The sequence below is a fragment of the Microbispora sp. NBRC 16548 genome, assembly GCF_030268985.1.
Classification (GTDB): domain Bacteria; phylum Actinomycetota; class Actinomycetes; order Streptosporangiales; family Streptosporangiaceae; genus Microbispora; species Microbispora catharanthi.
In genome coordinates, this window is the sequence record NZ_BSSF01000018.1 from 88,425 (window position 1) to 107,215 (window position 18,791).

Below are 18,791 nucleotides of genomic sequence, written 5' to 3' on the forward strand. Positions count from 1 at the left end.
GCCATGAGATCGAGCACTCCACTCAGCGTCGGAGGGCTCGCGCTGGCGGGGATCGTCATCGCGAGCGTCGCCGTGGTCTCCGCCACTGGCGGCGACACCTCCGTGGCCGACCGGATAACGCTCGCCTCGGTCAAGCGGGGCACGGTCGCGTCGTACGTCTCGGCCGCCGGCAACACGATCGACACCGGCGTGCGCGATCTCGCGTTCGGAGCTGAGGGCACGGTCGAGAAGGTCTACGTCAGGGTGGGCCAGAAGGTCCGCCGCGGCAAGGTCCTCGCCCGGATCGACGACACCATCGCCAGGGAGAACTACGAGGCCGCCAAGGCCGCCCTCGCCGCCGCCCAGGAGACCCTCGACGACGTCGAGAACGGCACCGCCACCACGAGCGGAGCCGCCGCGCCGAGTGCGGGTGGTTCCGGGGCCGGGGCGTCCACCGGCGGCTCCGGAGCTGGGGCGTCCACCGGCGCGACCGGCTCGGGAGGCGCGGGCGGGTCCAGGACCCCCGGCGGCGGAACGGGCGCTGGAGCGGGGTCGGGAAACGCGGGTGGCACCGGTGGCGGAGCCGGAGCGGGGAACGCGGGCGGCACCGGCACCGGCAGCGGTGGCCCGGTCTCGTGTCCGGCCCCCTCCCCTCGGCCTTCCGGGCAGGAGTCCACGCGCCCCTCATCGCAGCCCTCGTCACGGCCTTCCGTGACCGCCCGGCCTTCGAGCCGGCCCGCCGCCGCCGGGGCGAACAAGGGCGCGAGCGCGGCGAGCATCAGCCTCGTGGCGTACCGGGGTGGTGACCACGGAGGCTCCAAGCCCGAGCCCGGTCCGGCGCCCACGGTCACGCCACGCCCGCATCCGCACCCGAAACCGTCCAGGCCGCACCACCCGGCCCCCACGGACGGCGCGACCGCGCCGAACCCGGAGGTGAGCGTCTCGATCCTGCCCACGGCGCCGTCGCCGCAGCCGTCCGTCAAGCCGAGCCCCTCACCCGGCGGTTCCTCCTCCGCCTGCGCACCCGGACAGGACGGCCAGGGACAGGGCTCGCAGGGACGGAACTCGCAGGGACAGAGCGGGCAAGGACAGAGCGGGCAAGGGCAGGGCGGCGCGCAGGGACGTGCGGGCTTCGGCGGCGGCCAGGCAGGACAGGGCGGCCAGGGCGGCCAGGGGGGCGGTGCCCGGCTCACCGAGGCACAGGCCGAGGCGCAGGTCAGCCAGGCGACGACCGAACTGGCCGAGGCCAAGGAGGCGCTCGCCGGCGTGAGGATCAAGGCTCCGGCGGACGGCACGATCCTGTCCGTCGCGGGGACCACCGGCTCCCGCTACGCCTCGGGGACCTTCATCACCCTCGGCGACCTCGACGACCTGCAGGTGCAGGCGATGTTCACCGAGTCGGACATCCGCTTCCTCAAGGTCGGTCAGGCGGCCACCGTGACGCTGCCCACGCAACCGGGGCAGGAGTACCCCGGAACGGTCGCCCACATCGACCCGACCGCGACCACCAGCAACCGCCTGGTCCGTTACGGCGTGACGATCGTCATGAACAGCCGCCCCGCCCGGCTGTTGCTGGGCCAGAGCGCCACCATACGGGTGACGACCGGCGAGGCGGCCGACGCGCTCTACGTCCCCTCGCAGGCCGTACGCGCCCAGGGTGACGGCACGGCCGTGGTCACCCTGGCCGACGGCGGGACGGAGTCGCGCCGTACGGTCAAGGTCGGCGTACGCGGCGACAGCTACGTGGAGATCACAGGCGGCCTTGCCGAAGGCGACCAGGTCGTCCTGCCCGCCGCCTCCACCGCCTTCCCCGACGAAGGCTTCCCCGCCGCCCGCTGACCCGCCGACAGACCACACGCCGTCCAGCAGGCTCGTGCTCCCCCGCCGTCCGGACACCGCCCGGTCGGCGGGGCCTGTTACGGCCGCCATGTCACCCGGCGCGCGGGTCCGTCTCCTTCGTCTCTTCCAGTTCATAGGCGAGACGTGCGGCCTCGTAGGCTTCGACCGCGCCGGGCTCGCCCATCCGGCGATCTCGGAGCTCCCGCCAGCTCTCCTGCTCGCCCATACCACCCCTCATACGTGCTTCGTGGACGGTGAGAACGTACAGTGCCTGAATGACCACTGATCGCGATTTTGAGGAGCGGCTGTGGACCGACCAGGTCCGCGATCTGCGCGCGGTCGTACCTCGATTGGTCGAGACCAACGAGAATCCGGACAGGTCAGACACGGAGCAAGCGGGCCGACGACGACGGTTGTCGTTCACCGGCGCGCTGAAGTCGGGAGTCGGCGATCTGGCGGAACGCCATGAAGAGGTGCTCCGCAAGGGGTTGAATCGCGCGATGTGACGATCCTTCTCGATGCGGGGCCCCGGTCGCGGCGCTCGACGCCGACGACAGGGGTCGCCCTTCCTGACTTCGATCGAGAGCGGCGAACTGATGTCGATCTTCCTTGAGCAGGTCACCAGCGGGCGAAGGGAACTTCGTAGGCGGGCGGTCCGCCCAGCATCTCTGTGAGATCGTCCTCGGTGACGTCGAGGCCGACGGCAGGGCCCGCCTGCCAGGGGCCCCAGCCGCGGCCGAGTGCCATGCGTACGACCGCCGCCACGAGCGCCGGCCGTACGGCCATCGTTCGCTCCCCCAACCAGGCGTCCGGGCGGACGAAGGGAAGCGACACCAGAAGCACCCGGCCCGGCCCTTCTGCCGGCTGGACCGCGAAGGTCAACGGCGACCAACCGTTCCCCTGGTCATACGTGGGCTTGCGGCGGATCCGCCATCGGTAGGCGACGCCGTCGACCGTGATGAGCCGTGAGCCCTTCCTGGGAATCGCCACGAACACCTCCCGCCCTCAACCTCCGCCCTTGGGGACGCGTGAGTCAACGGCATCAGCGATCAGGTGCGGGCTTCGGGGGCGAGGGGGAGCGTGACGCGGAAGGCGGCGCCGGCGCCGGGGGCCGTCTCCACGCCGACCTCACCGCCGTGGGCCCGTACGAGGGACTCCACGATCGCGAGCCCGAGGCCGCTGCCGCCGGACGGCCGCGTACGGGAGGGGTCGGCGCGGTAGAAGCGCTCGAAGACCCGGCCGGCCTGCTCGGGTGTGAGGCCGGGCCCCTTGTCGGCCACCTCGATGAACGCCGTGCCGTCCAGGCTGCCGACGCGTACGGTGATCGGCGTTCCCTCGGGCGTGTGGGTCGTGGCGTTGCTCATCAGGTTGCCCACGACCTGCCTCAGCCGCACCTCGTCCCCCGAGACGATCAGCGCAGCGTCCCCCTCGACCACCAGCGACACCTCGCGGCCGGGGCAGAGGGTCCTCGCGTCGTGAACCGCGTCGGCCGCCAGAGCCAGCAGATCCACGGGCTGCGTGCGCAGCGGGCGCTGCTGGTCGAGCCGGGCGAGCAGCAGGAGGTCGTCCACGAGCAGGCCCATGCGGGCGGCCTCGCTCTCGATGCGCGACATCAGCCGCGTGGTGTCGGCGTCCGGCACCTGCCGGTGGAACTCGGCGAAGCCCCTGATCGAGGTGAGCGGCGTACGCAGTTCGTGCGACGCGTCGGCCACGAAGCGGCGCATGCGCGCCTCCGACTCCCTGGCCGCGGACTCGGAGGCCGCCCGGGCCTGGAACGCGGTCTCGATCTGGGCGAGCATGCCGTTGAGCGCGCGGGCGAGCCGCCCGACCTCGGTGCGCGGGTCGCGGTCGGGGATCCGGCTGCCGAGGTTCCCCCGGGCGATGGCCTCGGCGGTCGCCTCGATCTCCGCCAGGGGCCGCAGGCTGCGCCGTACGATCACGACGCCGACGACGGCGAGCAGGACCATCAGGGCACCGCCGACCAGCGCCTCGATGAGGGCGAGCCGGCCGGTGATCTGCCCGACCGAGGCCATGTCCACCGCGACGACGACCGTGCCGAAGCCCTCCACGGGCACCACCTGGGCCCGCCACTGGCCGTCACCCGACACGGCCGACACCGTTGTGGGGTTCCTGGAGGTCACGGCGCCGGGGCCCGGCAGAGTCTCCGCACCCATGCCCGCCTGCGCGAGCAGCGTCCTGCCGGCGGCGTCGCGGATCTCCACCCGGCCCTCGGGCGGCAGCCTGAGCCGTGCGAACGCCGCCGGACCCCGGTCGAGCCGTCTTTCGGCCTCGTGCGCCAGCAAGGCGACCTTTCGGTCGACCCGGCTGACCAGGTAGTCGCTCAGCACCGAGACGCTGCCCACGCCGATGACCGCGAGGGCGACCGCCACCAGCGCGAGCATGGCCGCGCTGAGCCGGATCCGCAGCGGCGTGCGCCCCGACACGGCTCAGGCGCCGCTTGGTGGTGTCCGCATGACGTAGCCGACGCCGCGCAGCGTGTGGATGAGCCGGGGGTGGCGCCGGGATTGGGCGGTGTCGAGCTTGCGGCGCAGCACCGACACGTACGACTCGACGATCCCGGCGTCACCGCGGAAGTCGTAGTCCCACACATGGTCGAGGATCTGGGCCTTGGACAGCACCCGGCCGGCGTTGCACATGAAGTAACGCAGCAGCTTGAACTCCGTCGGCGACAGGGGCACGGCCCGGCCGCCGCGCCAGACCTCGTGGGACTCCTCGTCCAGTTCGATGTCGGCGAAGGTCAGCCGCGGCGGGGTGACCATCGGGTCTCCGGCGGTGCGGCGCAGCACGGCCCGGATCCGGGCGATGACCTCCTCGAGGCTGAAGGGCTTGGTCACGTAGTCGTCGCCGCCGAGCGTCAGGCCCCGGATCTTGTCCTCGGTGGCGTCCCGCGCGGTGAGGAAGACCACAGGGGTGTGGGTTCCGCCGCCGCGCAGCCGACGCACGATGTCGAACCCGTCCATGTCGGGCAGCATGACGTCGAGCACGATCAGGTCCGGCCGGTGCCGCTGAGCCGCGGCGACCGCCTCGCCGCCGTTGGACGCGGTGTGGACCTCGAATCCGGCATACCGGAGGCTGGCCGCGAGCAGTTCGAGGATGTTCGGCTCGTCCTCGACGATCAGCAGCCGGGCTTCGGGAGATTCAGCGACCATGGCGGGAGCACTCTAGACCTAGAAAGTTAAGGGAACCGTTAAAGCGATGTGCCGCGCGATCGCCAGGCTGCTCGTCGCCGCAGGCGAGGGCGCGTTTCGCACCAGCACGATCCGCCCGCGCACGTCGATGACGAAGTCGTCGAGCAGCCTGCCGTCCCGCGCCACGGCCTGGGCCCGCACGCCGCCTCCGGCGCGTACGAGGTCGGCCGAGCCCAGCTCGGGCACGTACCTCCGGGCGGCGGCCACGAAGGCCCGCTTGACCAGCGAGCCGTACACCTCGCGCAGGCCGGTGCGCCAGTGCTCGGCCGCCATGCGCCGGGCGCCCGGCCAGGCGACGATGCGCCGCAGGTCGCGCAGCGACGCCGACCGCCAGGAGTAGCCCTCCAGGGCGAGCGCAGGCACGGCGTTGGGCCCGACCAGGACCTCTCCGTCGATCCTGCGGGTCAGGTGGACGCCGAGGAAGGGGTAGCGGGGGTCGGGCACGGGATAGATGAGCCCCTTCACCAGGCCGCGTGCCGGACCGGCGAGCCGGTAGTACTCACCACGGAACGGGACGATCCGCACGTCGCCGCCCGCTCTCGCCAGGTCCGCCACGCCGTCGGTGCCGAGGCCGGCGCAGGAGATCAGCCGGTCGAAGGTGAGCCTCTCCGGCCCGGCCGCCACCGCCACGCCGTCGGTGGTCTGCCTGATCGCGCGTACGGGACGCGAGAGCCGTACGGACCCGCCGGCCTCGGCCACGTCGGCGGCGAGGCGGCGCGCGACCGCGGAGAAGTCGGTGATCGCGGTGTGCGGCGAGTGGACGGCGGCGACCCCGACCGCGTGCGGTTCCACCTCCCGCAGGCCGATCGCGTCGAGCTCGGCGATGCCGGGCACGCCGTTCTCCCTGGCCCGCTCGGCGATGCGGCGCAGCCCGGGCAGTTCGGCCCGAGTGGAGGCCACGACGAGCTTGCCCGCCTCGTCGTACGGCAGGCCGTGCTCGGCGCAGTACTCGCGCAGCATGGCGGCGCCCTCCCGGCAGAGGGTCGCCTTGAGCGAGCCGGGCTGGTAGTAGATCCCGGCGTGCACGACCCCGCTGTTGTGCCCGGTCTGGTGGGCGGCGATCCGGGGCTCCTTCTCCAGCACGGTCACCTCGGCGCCCGCCCGCGCCATCTGCCGGGCCACGGCCAGACCGAGGATCCCGGCGCCGACGATCCCGATCCTCATGTCCGTGCGGTTGTCGACAGCATGCCGGACATTGTCGCAGCCGGAGCCGCTCCACGGTGATCGAACCTGTGTTCGGTACGATGGCGGCGTGTACGTGCCACCCGGCTGGCCACCGGAGGTGCGCCCTCCTGGCAGCCCCGACTGGGAGGTCTCGGCCGTGTCGTGGCTGCTCGACGCGGTGCCCCCGGACTACCGTGCGTACGGCGTGCTGCGCCGTCACCCGCTCGCGCTCGCCCGGATGGCCCGCCAGCAGGTGGCGGCGTCGATCCAGGCGGCCAGGGAGGGATACCGGGGAGCGGCGGTGGACCTGAAGGAGCACCTGCCCCCGCACGCGATCGAGGCGGTCCTGGACGCCTACCGGCAGGAGGGCCCCCGGCTCGTACGGCTGGCCGAGTCGGTCGCGCTCGTGGAACGAGCCCTACGCGGCGAGCACTTCCTACCTCGCCTGTGACCACGCTCTTATTTCCGGACAAATGGGGCACAACAGCCTGAAAGGGGGAATCGGGGGTTAGCCATGACCACAGAGGGAGTGAACAAGACCGCCGGCCAGGTCATGCACGAGGGCGCGGAATGCGTCGGCGAGCACGAGAGCCTGCGCAGGGCCGCGGAGATGATGCGGGACATGAACGTCGGCGCCCTTCCCATCTGCGGGGACGACGACCGGCTCAAGGGCATCATCACCGATCGCGACATCGTGATCAAGTGCGTGGCCGAAGGCAAGGACCTCGACCAGACCACGGCGAGCGAACTGGCCCGCGGGCTGGTCTGGGTGGACGCCAAGGCCAACGTCGAGGAAGCCCTGGCGAAGATGGAGGAGCACCAGATCAAGCGCATGCCGGTGATCGACAACCACCGGATCGTCGGGATGATCACCGAGGCCGACCTGGCCAAGGAACTGCCCGACAGCAAGCTCGCGGAGTTCGTCCACCGCGTCTACGCGCGGGGCTGACTCTCGCGGCGATCTCCGGGCCGGGTGTCGCCGGGAACGGCGGCCCGGCCCTCCATCTGCCCGCCCCCCCGAGGCGCCGGAGAACCTTCAACGACCCGCGCGGTAGGCGATGAACGCGATGATCCCGATCGCCCCGAGAGCGACCGTCACCCATAACAGCGGCATCGGCACGCCGAACACCTCGCCGCCTGCGGTCGCCCCGCTCGTCGCCTTGACCGCCCTCGGCCGGGCGGAGGTCCGCGCCGGACTGGGCGAAGGAGCAGGCCGGGCGGCGGCGGGCAGCGGCACCCGGTAGACCGGGCTGTCCTTCCCCTCGCTCCCGGTGAGCAGGGCCGTGCCGTCCCGCGTGTACGCGATCGACTCGGCCTGGTTGAGCGGCGGCATCGCGACGTGCGCGATCAGTTTGCCCGGCGAGCGGTAGACGGACGCCGAGAAGTACGTGCGGACGACGAAGCTCGACCCGTCGGGGGCGTACGCCGCGTCGGTGGCCATGAGGGGCGCGGACCCCACCCGGCGCAGGACGTTCACCTTGTCGGTGCGCAGCTTCGCGGGGGCGGCGTAGACGCCGCCGGAGAACTCCTTGCTCACGATGTACAGCCGGCCCGTGCGGGGATCGACCATCACCCCCTCGGCGTTGCGGGGGCCGTCGGCGTAGCGGAAGCGATACCGCACGGCCCGCAGCGTCGCGTCCTCCATCGTCCTGGGCTCGACGACCTTGTAGACGGACACGTCCGGCCAGGCGCCGTCCATGTTGTCCCCGATGTCGGCGACCCACAGCACGCCGCGTCCGGTCGCGCGGTCGGTTGAGGCCGCGATGCCCTCCCAGTCCCTGGCCTCGGCGTTGCCGATCGTGAAGGTCGCCCGCGTGCGGCCGTCCGGGCCGATCGCGTAGATCTGCGGTCCGTGGCCGCTGTCGTTGTGCGTGTAGACGATGCCCTTGTGGGTGGGCGAGACGGCGAGGCCGCTCGACTCGCTGACGCGCTCGTCCCGGATCCGGAACAGCAGCCGCTCCCCGTCGTCCGCCCGCGCCGTTGCCGCCGCCGCAGTCGCAGTCGCCGTCGCAGTCGCCGGAAGCGCCGCGCCCGCGACCGCGAGGAGCGCCAGGACGGCCCGCGGAATCCTGCTCGTCCGCGTTCGCCCCGTTGCGCTCCCCATGCGGTCATCATTCCCGATGCCCGCCCCGCGTGCGGCGGGCGACATGCCCTGGTCGTCCCGGAATCCGTCAGGAGCGGGTCTGCGGGCGGCCTGTCACCGCAGGGCCGCGTAGAAGTCGCGCAGGTCGGCGGCGAGCACGTCCGGCCGCAGGTGGGCGGCGTAGTGGCCGCCCGCGTCATAGGACCGCCAGTGGACGATGTTCTTGTGGTCGCGCTCGGCGAAGGTGCGCATCGACACGAAGTCGCCCTCGAACATCGCCAGGCCGAGCGGGACCGTCGTCGGCTCCTTGGGATGCTCGGCGTGGGCGTCCTCGTAGTAGAACCGCGTGGCCGACGTGGCGGTGCCGGTCGCCCAGTAGAGCATCGTGTTGGTCAGGATGAAGTCGTCGTCGACGTCCTCACCGAACAACTGGGCGTTCCAGCCCAGCAGCCCGGCCGGCGAGTCGAAGATCCCGTACGACAACGTCTGCGGCTGCTGCGAGTGGACCATGTTGAACGACATCTTGTTCTCGTAGAACCATTGCAGCACCTCCAGTCCCTTCCGCTCCTCGTCGGTGAGGTTCGCCATCTCCGCCGGGTCGCCCGACGGGAAGGAGTAGATCTGCGTGACGTGGACGCCGACGACGTGCTCGGGGTCCACCCGGCCCACCTCGGGCGAGACGAACGAGCCGCCGTCGTTGCCCACCGCGCCGTACCGGTCGTAGCCGAGCCTGCGCATGAGCTCCGCCCACGCCCGGGCCGTACGGAACCGGTTCCAGCCCCGCTCCCTCGTCGGGCCGGAGAAGCCGAAGCCGGGCAGCGACGGGATCACCAGGTGGAACGCCTGCGCCGGGTCCTCGGGGTTCGTCAGCGGTTCGATGACCTTGAGATACTCCACGATCGAGCCCGGCCAGCCGTGGGTGAGGATCAGCGGAAGGGCGTCCTCGTGCGGCGACCGCACGTGCAGGAAGTGGATGTCCTGCCCGTCGATCTCGGTGACGAACTGCGGATACCGGTTGATCTCGGCCTCGTGGGCACGCCAGTCGTACCCGTCCCGCCAGTAGTCGGCCAGCCGCTTCACGTACGCGACAGGCATGCCGTACTCCCACCCGGCGTCCGGGATCTCGTCGGGCCAGCGGGTCCGGCCGAGCCGGTCCTTCAGGTCGTCGAGGTCGGCCTGCGGGACGTCGACACGGAAAGGCCTGATCTGCGTGTTCTCGCTCATGGCACCGACATTACGGACCCTTCAGGACAGGTTCTGTCCTGAAGTGCCGCCAGACTGGGAACATGCTGGAAACCTCGGCGCGGCTGCTGCGCCTGCTGTCGTTGCTCCAGGCCAGACGCGACTGGCCCGGCGTGATCCTGGCCGAACGGCTCGGCGTGAGCGAGCGGACGGTACGCCGCGACGTCGACCGGCTGCGCGATCTCGGCTATCCGGTGGAGTCCTCCCGCGGCACGGACGGCGGCTACCGGCTGGTCGCCGGGGCGGCGATGCCACCCCTGCTCCTCGACGACGAGGAGGCGGTGGCCGTGGCGATCGGGCTGCGGGCCGCCGCCGGCGTGGCGGGCGTCGAGGAGGCGGCCGAGCGCGGCGCCGCCAAGCTCGAACAGGTGCTGCCGTCACGCCTGCGCCGCCGCGTCGGCGCCCTGCAGGCCTACACCGAACCGGTGCCGCCCGATCGGCCGGGTCCGGCGGTCGACCCCGCCGTGCTCAGCGTGCTGGCCGCGGCGTGCCGCGACCGCGAACGGCTGCGGTTCGACTACCGCGGCCACGACGGCTCCTCCGGCGTCCGGGTGGCCGAGCCCTATCGGCTCGTGTCCTGGGGCCGCCGGTGGTACCTCGTGGCCTGGGACGTCGACCGCGACGACTGGCGCACGTTCCGGGTGGACCGGATCGCGCCGCGCACTCCCACCGGCCCGCGCTTCCCGCCCCGCGACCCGCCGGAGGGCGGCGCCGCGGCCTACGTCGCCCGCGGCGTGTCGTCGGCCGCCTGGCGGCACCACGCCCGGGTGCTCGTCCACGCCCCCGCCGAGGTGGTCGCCGCGCGGATCAACCCCGCCGTCGGCGTCGTGGAGGACGTCGACGGCCATACCTGCGTGCTCGCGACCGGCGCCGACACCGTGAACTCGCTCGCCGTCCACCTCGGCCTGCTCGACCTCGACTTCGAGGTCACCGGCCCGCCGGAACTGGTTGACCACCTGCGCGCCCTCACCGCCCGCTACGCCCGCGCGACCGCCACCTCGGCAGACGGGTCAGGCTGAGGCGCCGCCGTCGAGCACCAGGTCGAGCCCCACCGCGAAGCCGGCGTCGTCCGAGGCGAGCCAGAGCACGGTGCCGGTGATCTCCTCGAGGGCGCCGACGCGGCCGATCGGCAGCGCTTCCCGCACCCGGGCGGCCCGGTCGTCCTCGGTCTCGCCGGGGCGCAGGGACATGGTCGTGTCCAGCGCACCCGGGCTGACCGCGTTGATCCTCACACCCGCCCCGATGTTCTCCAGCGCGGCCGTGCGGGTCAGGGCGCTCACGGCGGCCTTGGACGCGGCGTAGGCGCCCACCCCGGGCATCCGAATGTGAGCCCCGATGTTCGAGGCGATGTTCACGATCACGCCGGATCCCTGGGCGCGCATCGCGGCGATCTCGTGCTTCAGGGCGAGGAAGACGCCCGTCGTGTTGACCTGGAGGACACGCGCCCAGTCCTCCTCCCGCATGTCCACGACGGCCCCTCCCGCGAAGATCCCGGCGTTGTTGACCGCGACGTCGAGGCGGCCGAACCGGGTGACGATCTCCTGGACGAGCCCGGCCACGGCGGCCGAGTCGGTCACGTCGACCGTGAGCGCGGCGGCTCGGCCTCCCTCGGCCTCGATCACCTTGACGGTCTGCTCCAGCAGCTCCCGCCTCCGTCCGGCCGCCACCACGGTGGCGCCCTCCCGGGCGAACCCGTGGGCGACCGCCCGGCCGACGCCGGAACCCGCCCCGGTCACCAGCACGACCTTGTCCGCGAACCTCATCTATCGCTCCTTTGTCCGGGCGAACGCGACGGCGACCGTCGCCGCCGCGAGAAGGAAGGCCGGGGCCATGGCGGTGAGGGCGAATCCGTAGCCCTCGGTCATGGCCCGGGCGCCGCCGGCGGGCACGTCGCCCGCGCGGGCGGCGGCGAGCGCCACGAGCACGGCGAGGCCCACCGTCGGCCCCGCCTCCATGGCGGTGTTGACCAGACCACCGGCCGCCCCGGCGTCCTCGGCGCGTACGTCGTCGAGGGCCGCCACGGTGGCGCCGGAGAAGGCCAGCCCCGAGGCGACCGGGAAGACCAGCAGCCCGGCGAGCACGCTTCCCCCGGACGCGACACGGCCGAGCAGCAGCATCGACACCGCCGCGAGCAGCAACCCGGCGACCAGCACGCGCCGCACGCCGAGGCGGCGCAGCAGGCGGCCGCTCACCGGGCCCATCACGACGACCAGGAGGAAGGGCAGGAAGGCCAGGCTGGTGGAGATCGGCGACAGCCCGCGCACCTGCTGCATATAGAGACTGAGCAGGAACGTGGTCGTCGCACTGGCGGCCGCCGTGACGAAGACGACAAGCAGGGCGGCGCCCCTGCGGCGGTGCGTCACCAGCCGGAGCGGCAGCAGCGGATGCGGCGTCCTCGCCTGAAGGACGACGAACCCGGCCGTCAGCAGCAGGCCGGTGGCGGCGACGGCCGTCGAGCCCTCCAGCAGGCCGTAGGCGAACGCGACCAGCCCGGCCGTGGCGAGCAGCGCGCCGGGCACGTCGAGGCGGGCCGCCGTACGAGGCGCGGACGGCAGCAGGAGGACCCCGGCGGCCACGGCCGCGACGCCGACGGCGGCGGGCAGGAGGAACGACCAGCGCCACGAGGCCGCGGCGGCGACGAGGCCGGACAGCAGGCTGCCGGTGACGGCCCCGGTGACCGACAGGGTGCCCCACACCGCCAGAGCGCGCTCGCGCTCCCGGACGTCCGGGCGGAGCCGCGTCACGAGTGAAACGGCCGCGGGGGCGGCCATCGCCGCGCCCACTCCCTGCGCGAAGCGCGCGGCGAGCAGGACGGCGTGGTCCGGAGCCAGCCCGCCCGCCGCCGACGCCAGCGCGAGCAGGGCCATCCCGGCGAGGAACACCTCCCGGGCGCCCCACCGGTCGGCGAGCCTGCCTCCGAGGAGCAGCAGCCCCCCGAAGGTCAGCCCGTACGCCGAGGTCAGCAGCGCCAGGTCCCCCTGACCGAGGCCGAACTCCCGCTGGACGGCCGGCAGCGGCACGGTGAGAAGAGTGATCGCCGCGACGAGCGTGGCCTGCGCCCCGCCGAGCACGGCGAACGCCATCATGTTTTTGGATCGATCGGTCAAGAATGAGGGCATGAAAAAGCGCACTCCTCTTCCCATGGAGAGATCAGCGGAGCATCGCGAGGGCCTGTGCGGCAGCATCGCGGAGACGGGCCGGGTCACCGTGCCCCTTCCCCATCACCCGCAGCCCCTGCAGGAAGACGAGCACGAAGCGCGCCAGCGCCCGGGGGTCCGACTCGGCGGAGATCTCCCCTTGGGCGCGGGCGCGGATGAGAGCCGAGGTCAGCGCCGTCTCCAGGCCCGTCCAGCTGGCCTCGACGAGCCGGGCGACCGGCTCGTCGTCCGGGAGGAGTTCGGTCGCCGCGTTCACGATCATGCAGCCCCGCCGGTCGTGGTCGCGGATCGAGTCCTCGGTGTAGCGCTCGACCAGGGTCCGTACGGCCGGCAGGGCGGGGCCGGGCTGCGACAGCAGCTCGACGGGGTTCGGGTCGCACGTCTGCGCGTAGCGGTCCAGCGCCTTCACGTAGAGGTCGTGCTTGCCGCCGAAGGTGGCATAGAGGCTGGCGCGGCCGATGCCGAGGTGCTCGACCAGGTCGGCCATCGACGTGGCCTCGTAGCCGCGCCGCCAGAACAGATCCAGGGCCCGCTCCAGCACGACGTCGGGATCGAACTCCTTGGTCCTCGCCATGCCCTCGACCCTAGACCAATCAGGAACGATCGGTCAATTAAGGTCATCCCTGTGCGGCTCAACCTCCAACGAACTGATGACCAGATGCACGGCGGCCGCGGTCACGACGTCCACCGTGGGGGGCCTGTCCGCCTGTAACCAGTCGCTGATGAGCTCCCCGATCGCACCGCCGAGTCCGAGCATGAGCAGCGGAGGCGTCCGCCCCGCCGGTTCGGGCAACTCGTGAACGGCCTGTTCGAGGATTCGCGCGAACCCTACGGCCGCCTTCTTCCGCGCGCCGTCCAGGAAGTCCCCGGCACGACCGGCCTGGATGTGCATGAGGCGCGCGCGTCGCGAGTCGGCCGTGACGAAGCGCACGTATTCCGCGACCGCCGCCTCCGCGCGGTGCGCGGGCGTGGCGGGGGCCCGGGCGATCGCCGCGGCCATGACCGCGTGCGTATCCTCCACGCACCGGCTGTAGACCACGCGCATCAACTCGTCTGGCCCGGAGAAGCACTCGAGGAAGTCCCGCCGCGCGACCCGGGCCGTCGCACACAGGCGCTCTGTGGTGGTGCTGTGGAAACCGGGGTTGGCGAACAGGTTGTAGGCCGCGCTCATCAGGCGCTCGCGCCGGTCCATCAGTCGCGTGGCGGCTCCGCTCTGCTCGACGCCGGGTGCCGGGGGCCAGCCGACGTGGCTGTCGACCTGCTTCGCCTGCAGACGCCGATGGGCGAGCGCGTCCGCCGCGAGAAAGTCGCCGCCGACCGCCGCGTCGCGCAGCAGCGTCTCCGCTTCCCTGTCCCTGCCCTCCTGGTCGAGCAGGCGGGCCAGCGCCAGCAGGGAGAGACTGTCCCCGGCGTTGACCGCCGCGCGTAACTCGGTCTCGACCCGCATACTGGCCAAGGGCTTGTCGAGCAGGCGCGCGAGCGCCCGGGACGCGGTGGCCCGCTCTTCCGCACCGGTCGCGTCGTCGGAGATCCGGCGCCACACCTCGACAGCCTCGTCCCCCCGTCCCTCGCGCTCCAGCAGCGTTGCCAGTCCCTGCAAGGCGAAGCCGTGACCCCTGGCTGCGGCCTGGCGCCACGCCTTGATGGCCTCGTCCACCCGCCCCGCGCGATCCAACAGGGTCGCCAGTTCCTGCGCCGCGTAGCCGTACCCGTTCTCGGCCAGCCATTGCCACACCTCGATGGCCTCGTCCACCCGCCCCGCATCGTGCAGGAGCACGGCCAGCTGCCGCCGTGCGGAGGGGTCGCCCGCCTCCGCCGCTCTGCGCAGGTAGTCCTCCGCCTCGTCCGGACGGCCGACGTGCATGAGCCGCTCGCCCATCATCCTGGTGGCCGAGGTGCTGCCCGGTTCGGCCGACCGCTCCCACACGTCAAGCGCCTCGTCCTGCCGTCCCAAGCGGTCGAGGATGACGAAGAGCTCCCGCTTGGCCTCGGGCTCGCCGTGGGCGGCGGCTTGCCTCCAGACCTCGATGGCCTCCTCGGTCCGCCGCGCCCGTTCGAGGAAGCGGGCCAATTCGCGTTTGGCCTCGTACCCGCCCGCCCTGGCCGCTCGCTGCAGCCAGATCTCCGCCTCGTCGACGTTCCCCATGCGTTCCAGGTATTCGGCCGTGACCGCCATCGCGTACGTGTTCCCGGTCTCGGCGGCAGTGCGCCAGACGCCCACCGCTTCGGCCGCCCTCCCCATGCGTTCCAGCCGATCCGTGAGCCTCCAGAGGGCGAACGCGTCACCGCTCCGCGCCTCCATCTCGGCGTAGCTGTCCGATTTCAGCAGGCTTGCCGAGGGCCGGGCCATCTCCCAGATCCAGCGTGCCGTCTCGATCGCCCCACCCAGACTCGAGACCAGCCGTACGGTGAACTCCCAAGTGGGGGGAGGAGCGGCGCCGGAGAAGACAGCGGCGATCTGGGTGTGGCTGTATCCGATGCGCCTGGCGATCCTGCGCAGTGACGGGTTTCCCGCCCGTTCCCGCAGATGCGTGAGGTGCTGCACATACCGCCGATGCTCCGGAGTCAGGCCCATGCGCCGGTGGTTGCGCGCCCGTCGCCGCCGTGCCTCCACCGCGGACGGGGTCAGTCCGAGCAACCGCGCGATCTCGTGGGTCTGGAAACCCTCGGCGGTCAGGTAAAGGATCTGGGCGGTTCGCCGGTCCAGGCTGTGCAGCAGATGGCCGGCCGCGGACCGGGCGGCCACTTCTTCGGCGATGTCGCCCTGCACCGCGTGACTCGACGTGACAGGGGACAGCGCGTCCTGCGTGCCGTCGAGCGTGTCCAGCGACACCGTGTCCCCGCCCCCGCCGGTGCGGTCGAGCAGCCCGGCGACCCGACGCGCGTAGGACGTGACCCACGGCCGCAGGTTTCCGCCGACCGCGCTCCAGCGCCGGTACGTGGCGAGGAGGGTTTCCTGGGTGACGTCCTCGACGTCCTCGGGTCCCAGCTCGTAGGTGCGGAGGGCGTCACGGACCCACCGGGACCCGAGCGCGTAGAAGTCCTCGAAACGGAAGGGGATGCGTACGCCGTAACGGATGCTCTGCTCGGCCATGGACCGGCGCAGCGCCCACTCGTGGGGGTCTCCCCCGCAGGCGCGTACGAGCACCTCGAGGAGTTTCTCGGAAGGGATGCTCCGGCCGGAGAACGCCTCGCTCAGCGAAGCGGGGCTGTAGAAGGTGCGAGTCGACAGCTGCCGCAAAGACGGAGTCCCGGCATTCGAGCGCAGCCTGCGAAGGTCTTCCGCGAACTCGCGGATGATCTGCTCCGCGCTGACCGGTGCCCCGGCCTCCCGGTCGGCCTGATCCTCGGCCTCGGGGCGGAGGGTCCTGACGGGGACCGCACGCTCCCGCCTGCGCAGCGCCACGGCGATCTGCTCTCGGCCTTGCCGGGTGACCTTGTAGTACTTGCGGCGCGGGCCGCCGCCGCGATGGTTGTCCGACTCCCACGCCCCCTCCAGCCAGCCGATCCGCTCCAGCCTGCCGAGCAGGGGGTACACGGTCCCGGTGGGCCGGCGCGTGAGCGTCGATATCTGGAAACCGTAGACGGGACTCCCGTCGGCGGCGGCGACGACTTCGAGCACGTCGAGAGTCGCGCTTGTAAGACGGACATCAGGATGCATGCGCGGTTACCATCTAGCTATATAGAGATAGAGCCAGGTGTTCAGCCGTCGCGATGTAATAGCCGACGACGAAACCGAAAAGGGCGGAGGCTCCGGTCCCAGCTAGGCACTGATCACGGAACCCCCGCCTGGTGCGCCGCCGGCTGGTCCGAGCTCTCCTAAAGCTCGGACCAGCCTTCGCGGATGGCGATGCAGAGCTTGATGACCACGGTGGCTACCGCGGCAAGCTTCAGCGCCCAGCGAAGGCGGCGACGAAGGCGGCTACTTCGAGAGGCACGAGTAGACGGCCGGTGGTGACCAGACCTCTCCTCGTCGTCCTCGCGCGCCGGTTCGTGACCGGTGTGTGAAGCATCCATTTCCGCCTTGCCCTTTCTATCTGTACCTGCCGGAATGCCGCCTCGAGGACCAGCCACCCGACTTCCCAGGGGCACAGCTAGAAAGAGTCAGCCCCTAGCGTAGCGGGACAACTCGATGAATGAGTCTCGCGTTTTGGATGTTGCTTCTTTTACTCGGTATATATACCAATACGTCAGAATATTCCGTTGATGTGTCTAAAGTGGCGCTTCGACCATTCTGATGACGGTTCGCGCACTCGCTGCAGTGGGCCGGCCGATCACGCCGCGACGCGGTCGTCCCAGCTGATCCGGTAGTCGTGCATCCAGGCCAGCGCGTTCCGCTTCTCCACCTGCCGCATGATCACGGGAAGGATCAGGTCGCGGACGAGGGCCCCGCCGGCGCCCGGCGCCTTGCCGTCACCGTTGCGCTTGCCCTGCGCGACGACGCGCTCGACCCGCTCGCGCCGCAGCCGCTCGAACGCGGCGAACGCGTCCGCGGTGTCCGGCACGTCGCGCAGGCACTTCCCGAGCGTGACGGCGTCCTCGATCGCCATCGACGCGCCCTGTCCGGATGACGGCGAGGTGGCATGGGCCGCGTCTCCGACAAGCACCATGCGCTCGTTGAACCACTTCGGCACGGTCGGGAAGTCGTAGGTGCTCCAGGCCGGCAGGATACGCGGGGTCGCGGCGATGATCTCCCGCATCGGCCCCGCGTCGCCCTCGAACAGGTCCATCAGCCTCGCCCGCCACCGCTCGGGACTGATCGACGCGAGCTCCTCGGGGGTCATCTCCCTGCGGCTCGGCGGGTTGGCGAACCACCACACCCGCCCCTCCGGGTGGATCATGTAGCCGAAGAAGCACCGCCTGCCGAAGATGAAGTAGCAGACCCCCGGCCTGCCCGGCGGCCGTACCTCCTCGGCGAAGCCGCCGGTGTTCAGCAGCCCGACGTACCGGGCGCGGGGGGCGCCGGGGTCGATGAGGGCACGGGTGCGCGAGCGCAGCCCGTCGGCGCCCACCAGCAGATCGCCCTCGGCCTCGCCGCCGTCGGCGAAGACCGCCCGCACCCCACCGGAGGTGGCCGAGGCGTCGGCGAGCCGCTTGCCGTAGTGGATCCGCACGCCCCGCCGTACGGCCTCGTCGCGCAGCGCCTGGTAGAGGTCGGCGCGCCGGAGCGTACGGCTCGGCTGGCTCGTGGTCGCCAGCAGCTTGCCGCGCGCGTTGTGCATCTCCATGACCGGCGTGTCCATGCCGAGGTCGCAGACGAGGTCGTGCAGGTCGAGCAGGCGGAGGGCCTCCAGCCCGTTGACCGCGAGCGTGAGGAAGGCGCCGACGCCCTCGGCGCCCCGGTCGTAGGCCTCGAAGACCTCGCTGTCGATTCCGGCGCGCTGCAGCGCCATGGCCGTGACGGGACCCGCGATCCCGCCGCCGATGATCAGAGCTCTCTTGGTCATGGAATGACTATACATATTATGACTATTAAGCGGCAAGACCCCTATGATGGGCGCCATGTCGACACGGCGCTCTCCCCTGGCCACGGCCGTGCTCGCCCTGGTCTGCGAGTCGCCGATGCACGCGTACCGGATGCAGCAGCTGATCAAGGAACGGCACCAGGACGACGTGGTCAACGTCGCGCAGCGCAACAGCGTCTACCAGACGATCGAGCGCCTGCTCCGCGACGGGCTGCTGGCGGTCCGCGAGACCACCCGTGAGGAGAACCGGCCGGAGCGGACGGTCTACGAGGCCACCGAGACGGGCCGGGAGACGCTCAAGCAGTGGATGCGGACCATGCTGTCCACCCCGGCCAGGGAGTTCCCCGAGTTCCCCGCCGCGCTCGCCTTTCTGCCCGTGCTGACGCCGGAGGAGGCGCTGGCGGCGCTGCGGCAGCGGATCGCGGCGCTGGAGGCACGGTTGTCCGCGCTCGACGCCGAGATGGCCGACAGCCTGAGCTTCGTGCCCCGCCTCTTCCTCGTGGAGTCCGAGTATCAGCGGGCCCAGGTCGCCACGGAGCTGGAGTTCGCGCGCGGCCTCGCGGACGACCTGAGCGAGGGCCGCCTCACCTGGGACTTCCAGATCTGACGCGTGCCGGGCTCGCCTGGAGTCCACTCCAGGTACCTAGGGTGG

General features: G+C 71.7%; 18 protein-coding genes. 6 read left to right on the plus strand and 12 right to left on the minus strand.

Going from position 1 to position 18,791, the window contains the following annotated elements; genetic code table 11:
- Positions 1 to 3: 3 nt before the first annotated feature.
- The gene (locus QSK36_RS36555; RefSeq protein ID WP_285785550.1) at positions 4 to 1,818 is read left to right on the plus strand and encodes an efflux RND transporter periplasmic adaptor subunit; all 1,815 of its coding nucleotides are present in this window, start codon (positions 4 to 6) and stop codon (positions 1,816 to 1,818) included.
- A gap of 91 nt (positions 1,819 to 1,909) precedes the next feature.
- On the opposite strand, the gene QSK36_RS36560 is transcribed toward QSK36_RS36555, so the two are convergent.
- Positions 1,910 to 2,044, minus strand: a complete 135-nt coding sequence (locus QSK36_RS36560) for a hypothetical protein (protein ID WP_285785551.1) — start codon at positions 2,042 to 2,044, stop codon at positions 1,910 to 1,912.
- Between the two features lie 49 nt (positions 2,045 to 2,093).
- On the opposite strand from QSK36_RS36560, the gene QSK36_RS36565 reads away from it, so the two are divergent.
- Positions 2,094 to 2,324, plus strand: a complete 231-nt coding sequence (locus QSK36_RS36565) for a hypothetical protein (protein WP_285785552.1) — start codon at positions 2,094 to 2,096, stop codon at positions 2,322 to 2,324.
- A gap of 112 nt (positions 2,325 to 2,436) precedes the next feature.
- Here the strand turns inward: QSK36_RS36565 and QSK36_RS36570 are convergent, their stop codons facing one another.
- The 4 genes from QSK36_RS36570 to lhgD are packed head-to-tail and all read right to left on the minus strand — an operon-like array spanning position 2,437 to position 6,191.
- Positions 2,437 to 2,808, minus strand: coding sequence for a hypothetical protein (locus QSK36_RS36570; RefSeq protein WP_285785553.1), 372 nt, complete (start codon positions 2,806 to 2,808; stop codon positions 2,437 to 2,439).
- 59 nt (positions 2,809 to 2,867) lie between these two features.
- Entirely contained in the window at positions 2,868 to 4,262 is a 1,395-nt protein-coding gene (locus tag QSK36_RS36575) for a sensor histidine kinase (RefSeq protein ID WP_285785554.1), read from the minus strand.
- A gap of 3 nt (positions 4,263 to 4,265) precedes the next feature.
- Positions 4,266 to 4,988 carry a response regulator transcription factor gene (locus tag QSK36_RS36580; protein WP_183542977.1) on the minus strand — a complete coding sequence of 241 codons (723 nt, stop codon included), beginning with the start codon at positions 4,986 to 4,988 and terminating at the stop codon, positions 4,266 to 4,268.
- 18 nt (positions 4,989 to 5,006) lie between these two features.
- Complete coding sequence (gene lhgD, locus QSK36_RS36585; RefSeq protein WP_183542979.1) at positions 5,007 to 6,191, minus strand: L-2-hydroxyglutarate dehydrogenase; 1,185 nt, start codon at positions 6,189 to 6,191, stop codon at positions 5,007 to 5,009.
- A gap of 88 nt (positions 6,192 to 6,279) precedes the next feature.
- On the opposite strand from lhgD, the gene QSK36_RS36590 reads away from it, so the two are divergent.
- Both QSK36_RS36590 and QSK36_RS36595 read left to right on the plus strand, forming a co-directional pair.
- Complete coding sequence (locus tag QSK36_RS36590) at positions 6,280 to 6,642, plus strand: hypothetical protein (protein WP_139578732.1); 363 nt, start codon at positions 6,280 to 6,282, stop codon at positions 6,640 to 6,642.
- Positions 6,643 to 6,705: 63 nt separating this feature from the next.
- Complete coding sequence (locus tag QSK36_RS36595) at positions 6,706 to 7,140, plus strand: CBS domain-containing protein (RefSeq protein WP_183542981.1); 435 nt, start codon at positions 6,706 to 6,708, stop codon at positions 7,138 to 7,140.
- Between the two features lie 87 nt (positions 7,141 to 7,227).
- On the opposite strand, the gene QSK36_RS36600 is transcribed toward QSK36_RS36595, so the two are convergent.
- Together QSK36_RS36600 and QSK36_RS36605 are read right to left on the minus strand one after the other, a co-directional pair.
- On the minus strand, positions 7,228 to 8,295 hold the full coding sequence (locus QSK36_RS36600; protein WP_285785555.1) for a hypothetical protein: 1,068 nt from the start codon (positions 8,293 to 8,295) through the stop codon (positions 7,228 to 7,230).
- Between the two features lie 93 nt (positions 8,296 to 8,388).
- On the minus strand, positions 8,389 to 9,498 hold the full coding sequence (locus tag QSK36_RS36605) for an epoxide hydrolase family protein (RefSeq protein ID WP_285785556.1): 1,110 nt from the start codon (positions 9,496 to 9,498) through the stop codon (positions 8,389 to 8,391).
- 62 nt (positions 9,499 to 9,560) lie between these two features.
- On the opposite strand from QSK36_RS36605, the gene QSK36_RS36610 reads away from it, so the two are divergent.
- Positions 9,561 to 10,535, plus strand: a complete 975-nt coding sequence (locus tag QSK36_RS36610; RefSeq protein ID WP_285785557.1) for a helix-turn-helix transcriptional regulator — start codon at positions 9,561 to 9,563, stop codon at positions 10,533 to 10,535.
- On the opposite strand, the gene QSK36_RS36615 is transcribed toward QSK36_RS36610, so the two are convergent.
- The 5 genes from QSK36_RS36615 to QSK36_RS36635 form a co-directional block, all read right to left on the minus strand.
- Positions 10,527 to 11,279 (minus strand): SDR family NAD(P)-dependent oxidoreductase, encoded by a 753-nt coding sequence (locus QSK36_RS36615; protein WP_285785558.1) that lies wholly within the window; start codon positions 11,277 to 11,279, stop codon positions 10,527 to 10,529. The two genes, QSK36_RS36610 and QSK36_RS36615, sit on opposite strands and share 9 nt — an antisense overlap.
- Entirely contained in the window at positions 11,280 to 12,635 is a 1,356-nt protein-coding gene (locus tag QSK36_RS36620) for an MFS transporter (RefSeq protein WP_285785559.1), read from the minus strand.
- 31 nt (positions 12,636 to 12,666) lie between these two features.
- Entirely contained in the window at positions 12,667 to 13,248 is a 582-nt protein-coding gene (locus QSK36_RS36625; RefSeq protein ID WP_285785560.1) for a TetR/AcrR family transcriptional regulator, read from the minus strand.
- A gap of 33 nt (positions 13,249 to 13,281) precedes the next feature.
- Complete coding sequence (locus QSK36_RS36630; protein ID WP_285785561.1) at positions 13,282 to 16,296, minus strand: helix-turn-helix domain-containing protein; 3,015 nt, start codon at positions 16,294 to 16,296, stop codon at positions 13,282 to 13,284.
- Positions 16,297 to 16,948: 652 nt separating this feature from the next.
- A complete protein-coding gene (locus QSK36_RS36635; RefSeq protein ID WP_285785562.1) occupies positions 16,949 to 18,121 on the minus strand; it encodes an FAD-dependent oxidoreductase in 1,173 nt (390 codons plus the stop codon).
- Positions 18,122 to 18,176: 55 nt separating this feature from the next.
- On the opposite strand from QSK36_RS36635, the gene QSK36_RS36640 reads away from it, so the two are divergent.
- Positions 18,177 to 18,746 (plus strand): PadR family transcriptional regulator, encoded by a 570-nt coding sequence (locus QSK36_RS36640; protein ID WP_240809312.1) that lies wholly within the window; start codon positions 18,177 to 18,179, stop codon positions 18,744 to 18,746.
- The last annotated feature ends 45 nt before the right edge of the window (positions 18,747 to 18,791 follow it).

Excerpts from the sequence above, each read along its gene's own strand:
- QSK36_RS36620 (WP_285785559.1), bottom strand. The coding sequence starts at position 12,635 with ATGCCCTCATTCTTGACCGATCGATCCAAAAACATGATGGCGTTCGCC.
- QSK36_RS36580 (WP_183542977.1), bottom strand. The coding sequence starts at position 4,988 with ATGGTCGCTGAATCTCCCGAAGCCCGGCTGCTGATCGTCGAGGACGAG.
- QSK36_RS36640 (WP_240809312.1), top strand. The coding sequence starts at position 18,177 with ATGTCGACACGGCGCTCTCCCCTGGCCACGGCCGTGCTCGCCCTGGTC.
- QSK36_RS36600 (WP_285785555.1), bottom strand. The coding sequence starts at position 8,295 with ATGGGGAGCGCAACGGGGCGAACGCGGACGAGCAGGATTCCGCGGGCC.
- QSK36_RS36555 (WP_285785550.1), top strand. The coding sequence starts at position 4 with ATGAGATCGAGCACTCCACTCAGCGTCGGAGGGCTCGCGCTGGCGGGG.
- lhgD (WP_183542979.1), bottom strand. The coding sequence starts at position 6,191 with ATGAGGATCGGGATCGTCGGCGCCGGGATCCTCGGTCTGGCCGTGGCC.
- QSK36_RS36605 (WP_285785556.1), bottom strand. The coding sequence starts at position 9,498 with ATGAGCGAGAACACGCAGATCAGGCCTTTCCGTGTCGACGTCCCGCAG.
- QSK36_RS36595 (WP_183542981.1), top strand. The coding sequence starts at position 6,706 with ATGACCACAGAGGGAGTGAACAAGACCGCCGGCCAGGTCATGCACGAG.
- QSK36_RS36565 (WP_285785552.1), top strand. The coding sequence starts at position 2,094 with ATGACCACTGATCGCGATTTTGAGGAGCGGCTGTGGACCGACCAGGTC.
- QSK36_RS36615 (WP_285785558.1), bottom strand. The coding sequence starts at position 11,279 with ATGAGGTTCGCGGACAAGGTCGTGCTGGTGACCGGGGCGGGTTCCGGC.
- QSK36_RS36625 (WP_285785560.1), bottom strand. The coding sequence starts at position 13,248 with ATGGCGAGGACCAAGGAGTTCGATCCCGACGTCGTGCTGGAGCGGGCC.
- QSK36_RS36610 (WP_285785557.1), top strand. The coding sequence starts at position 9,561 with ATGCTGGAAACCTCGGCGCGGCTGCTGCGCCTGCTGTCGTTGCTCCAG.
- QSK36_RS36560 (WP_285785551.1), bottom strand. The coding sequence starts at position 2,044 with ATGGGCGAGCAGGAGAGCTGGCGGGAGCTCCGAGATCGCCGGATGGGC.
- QSK36_RS36635 (WP_285785562.1), bottom strand. The coding sequence starts at position 18,121 with ATGACCAAGAGAGCTCTGATCATCGGCGGCGGGATCGCGGGTCCCGTC.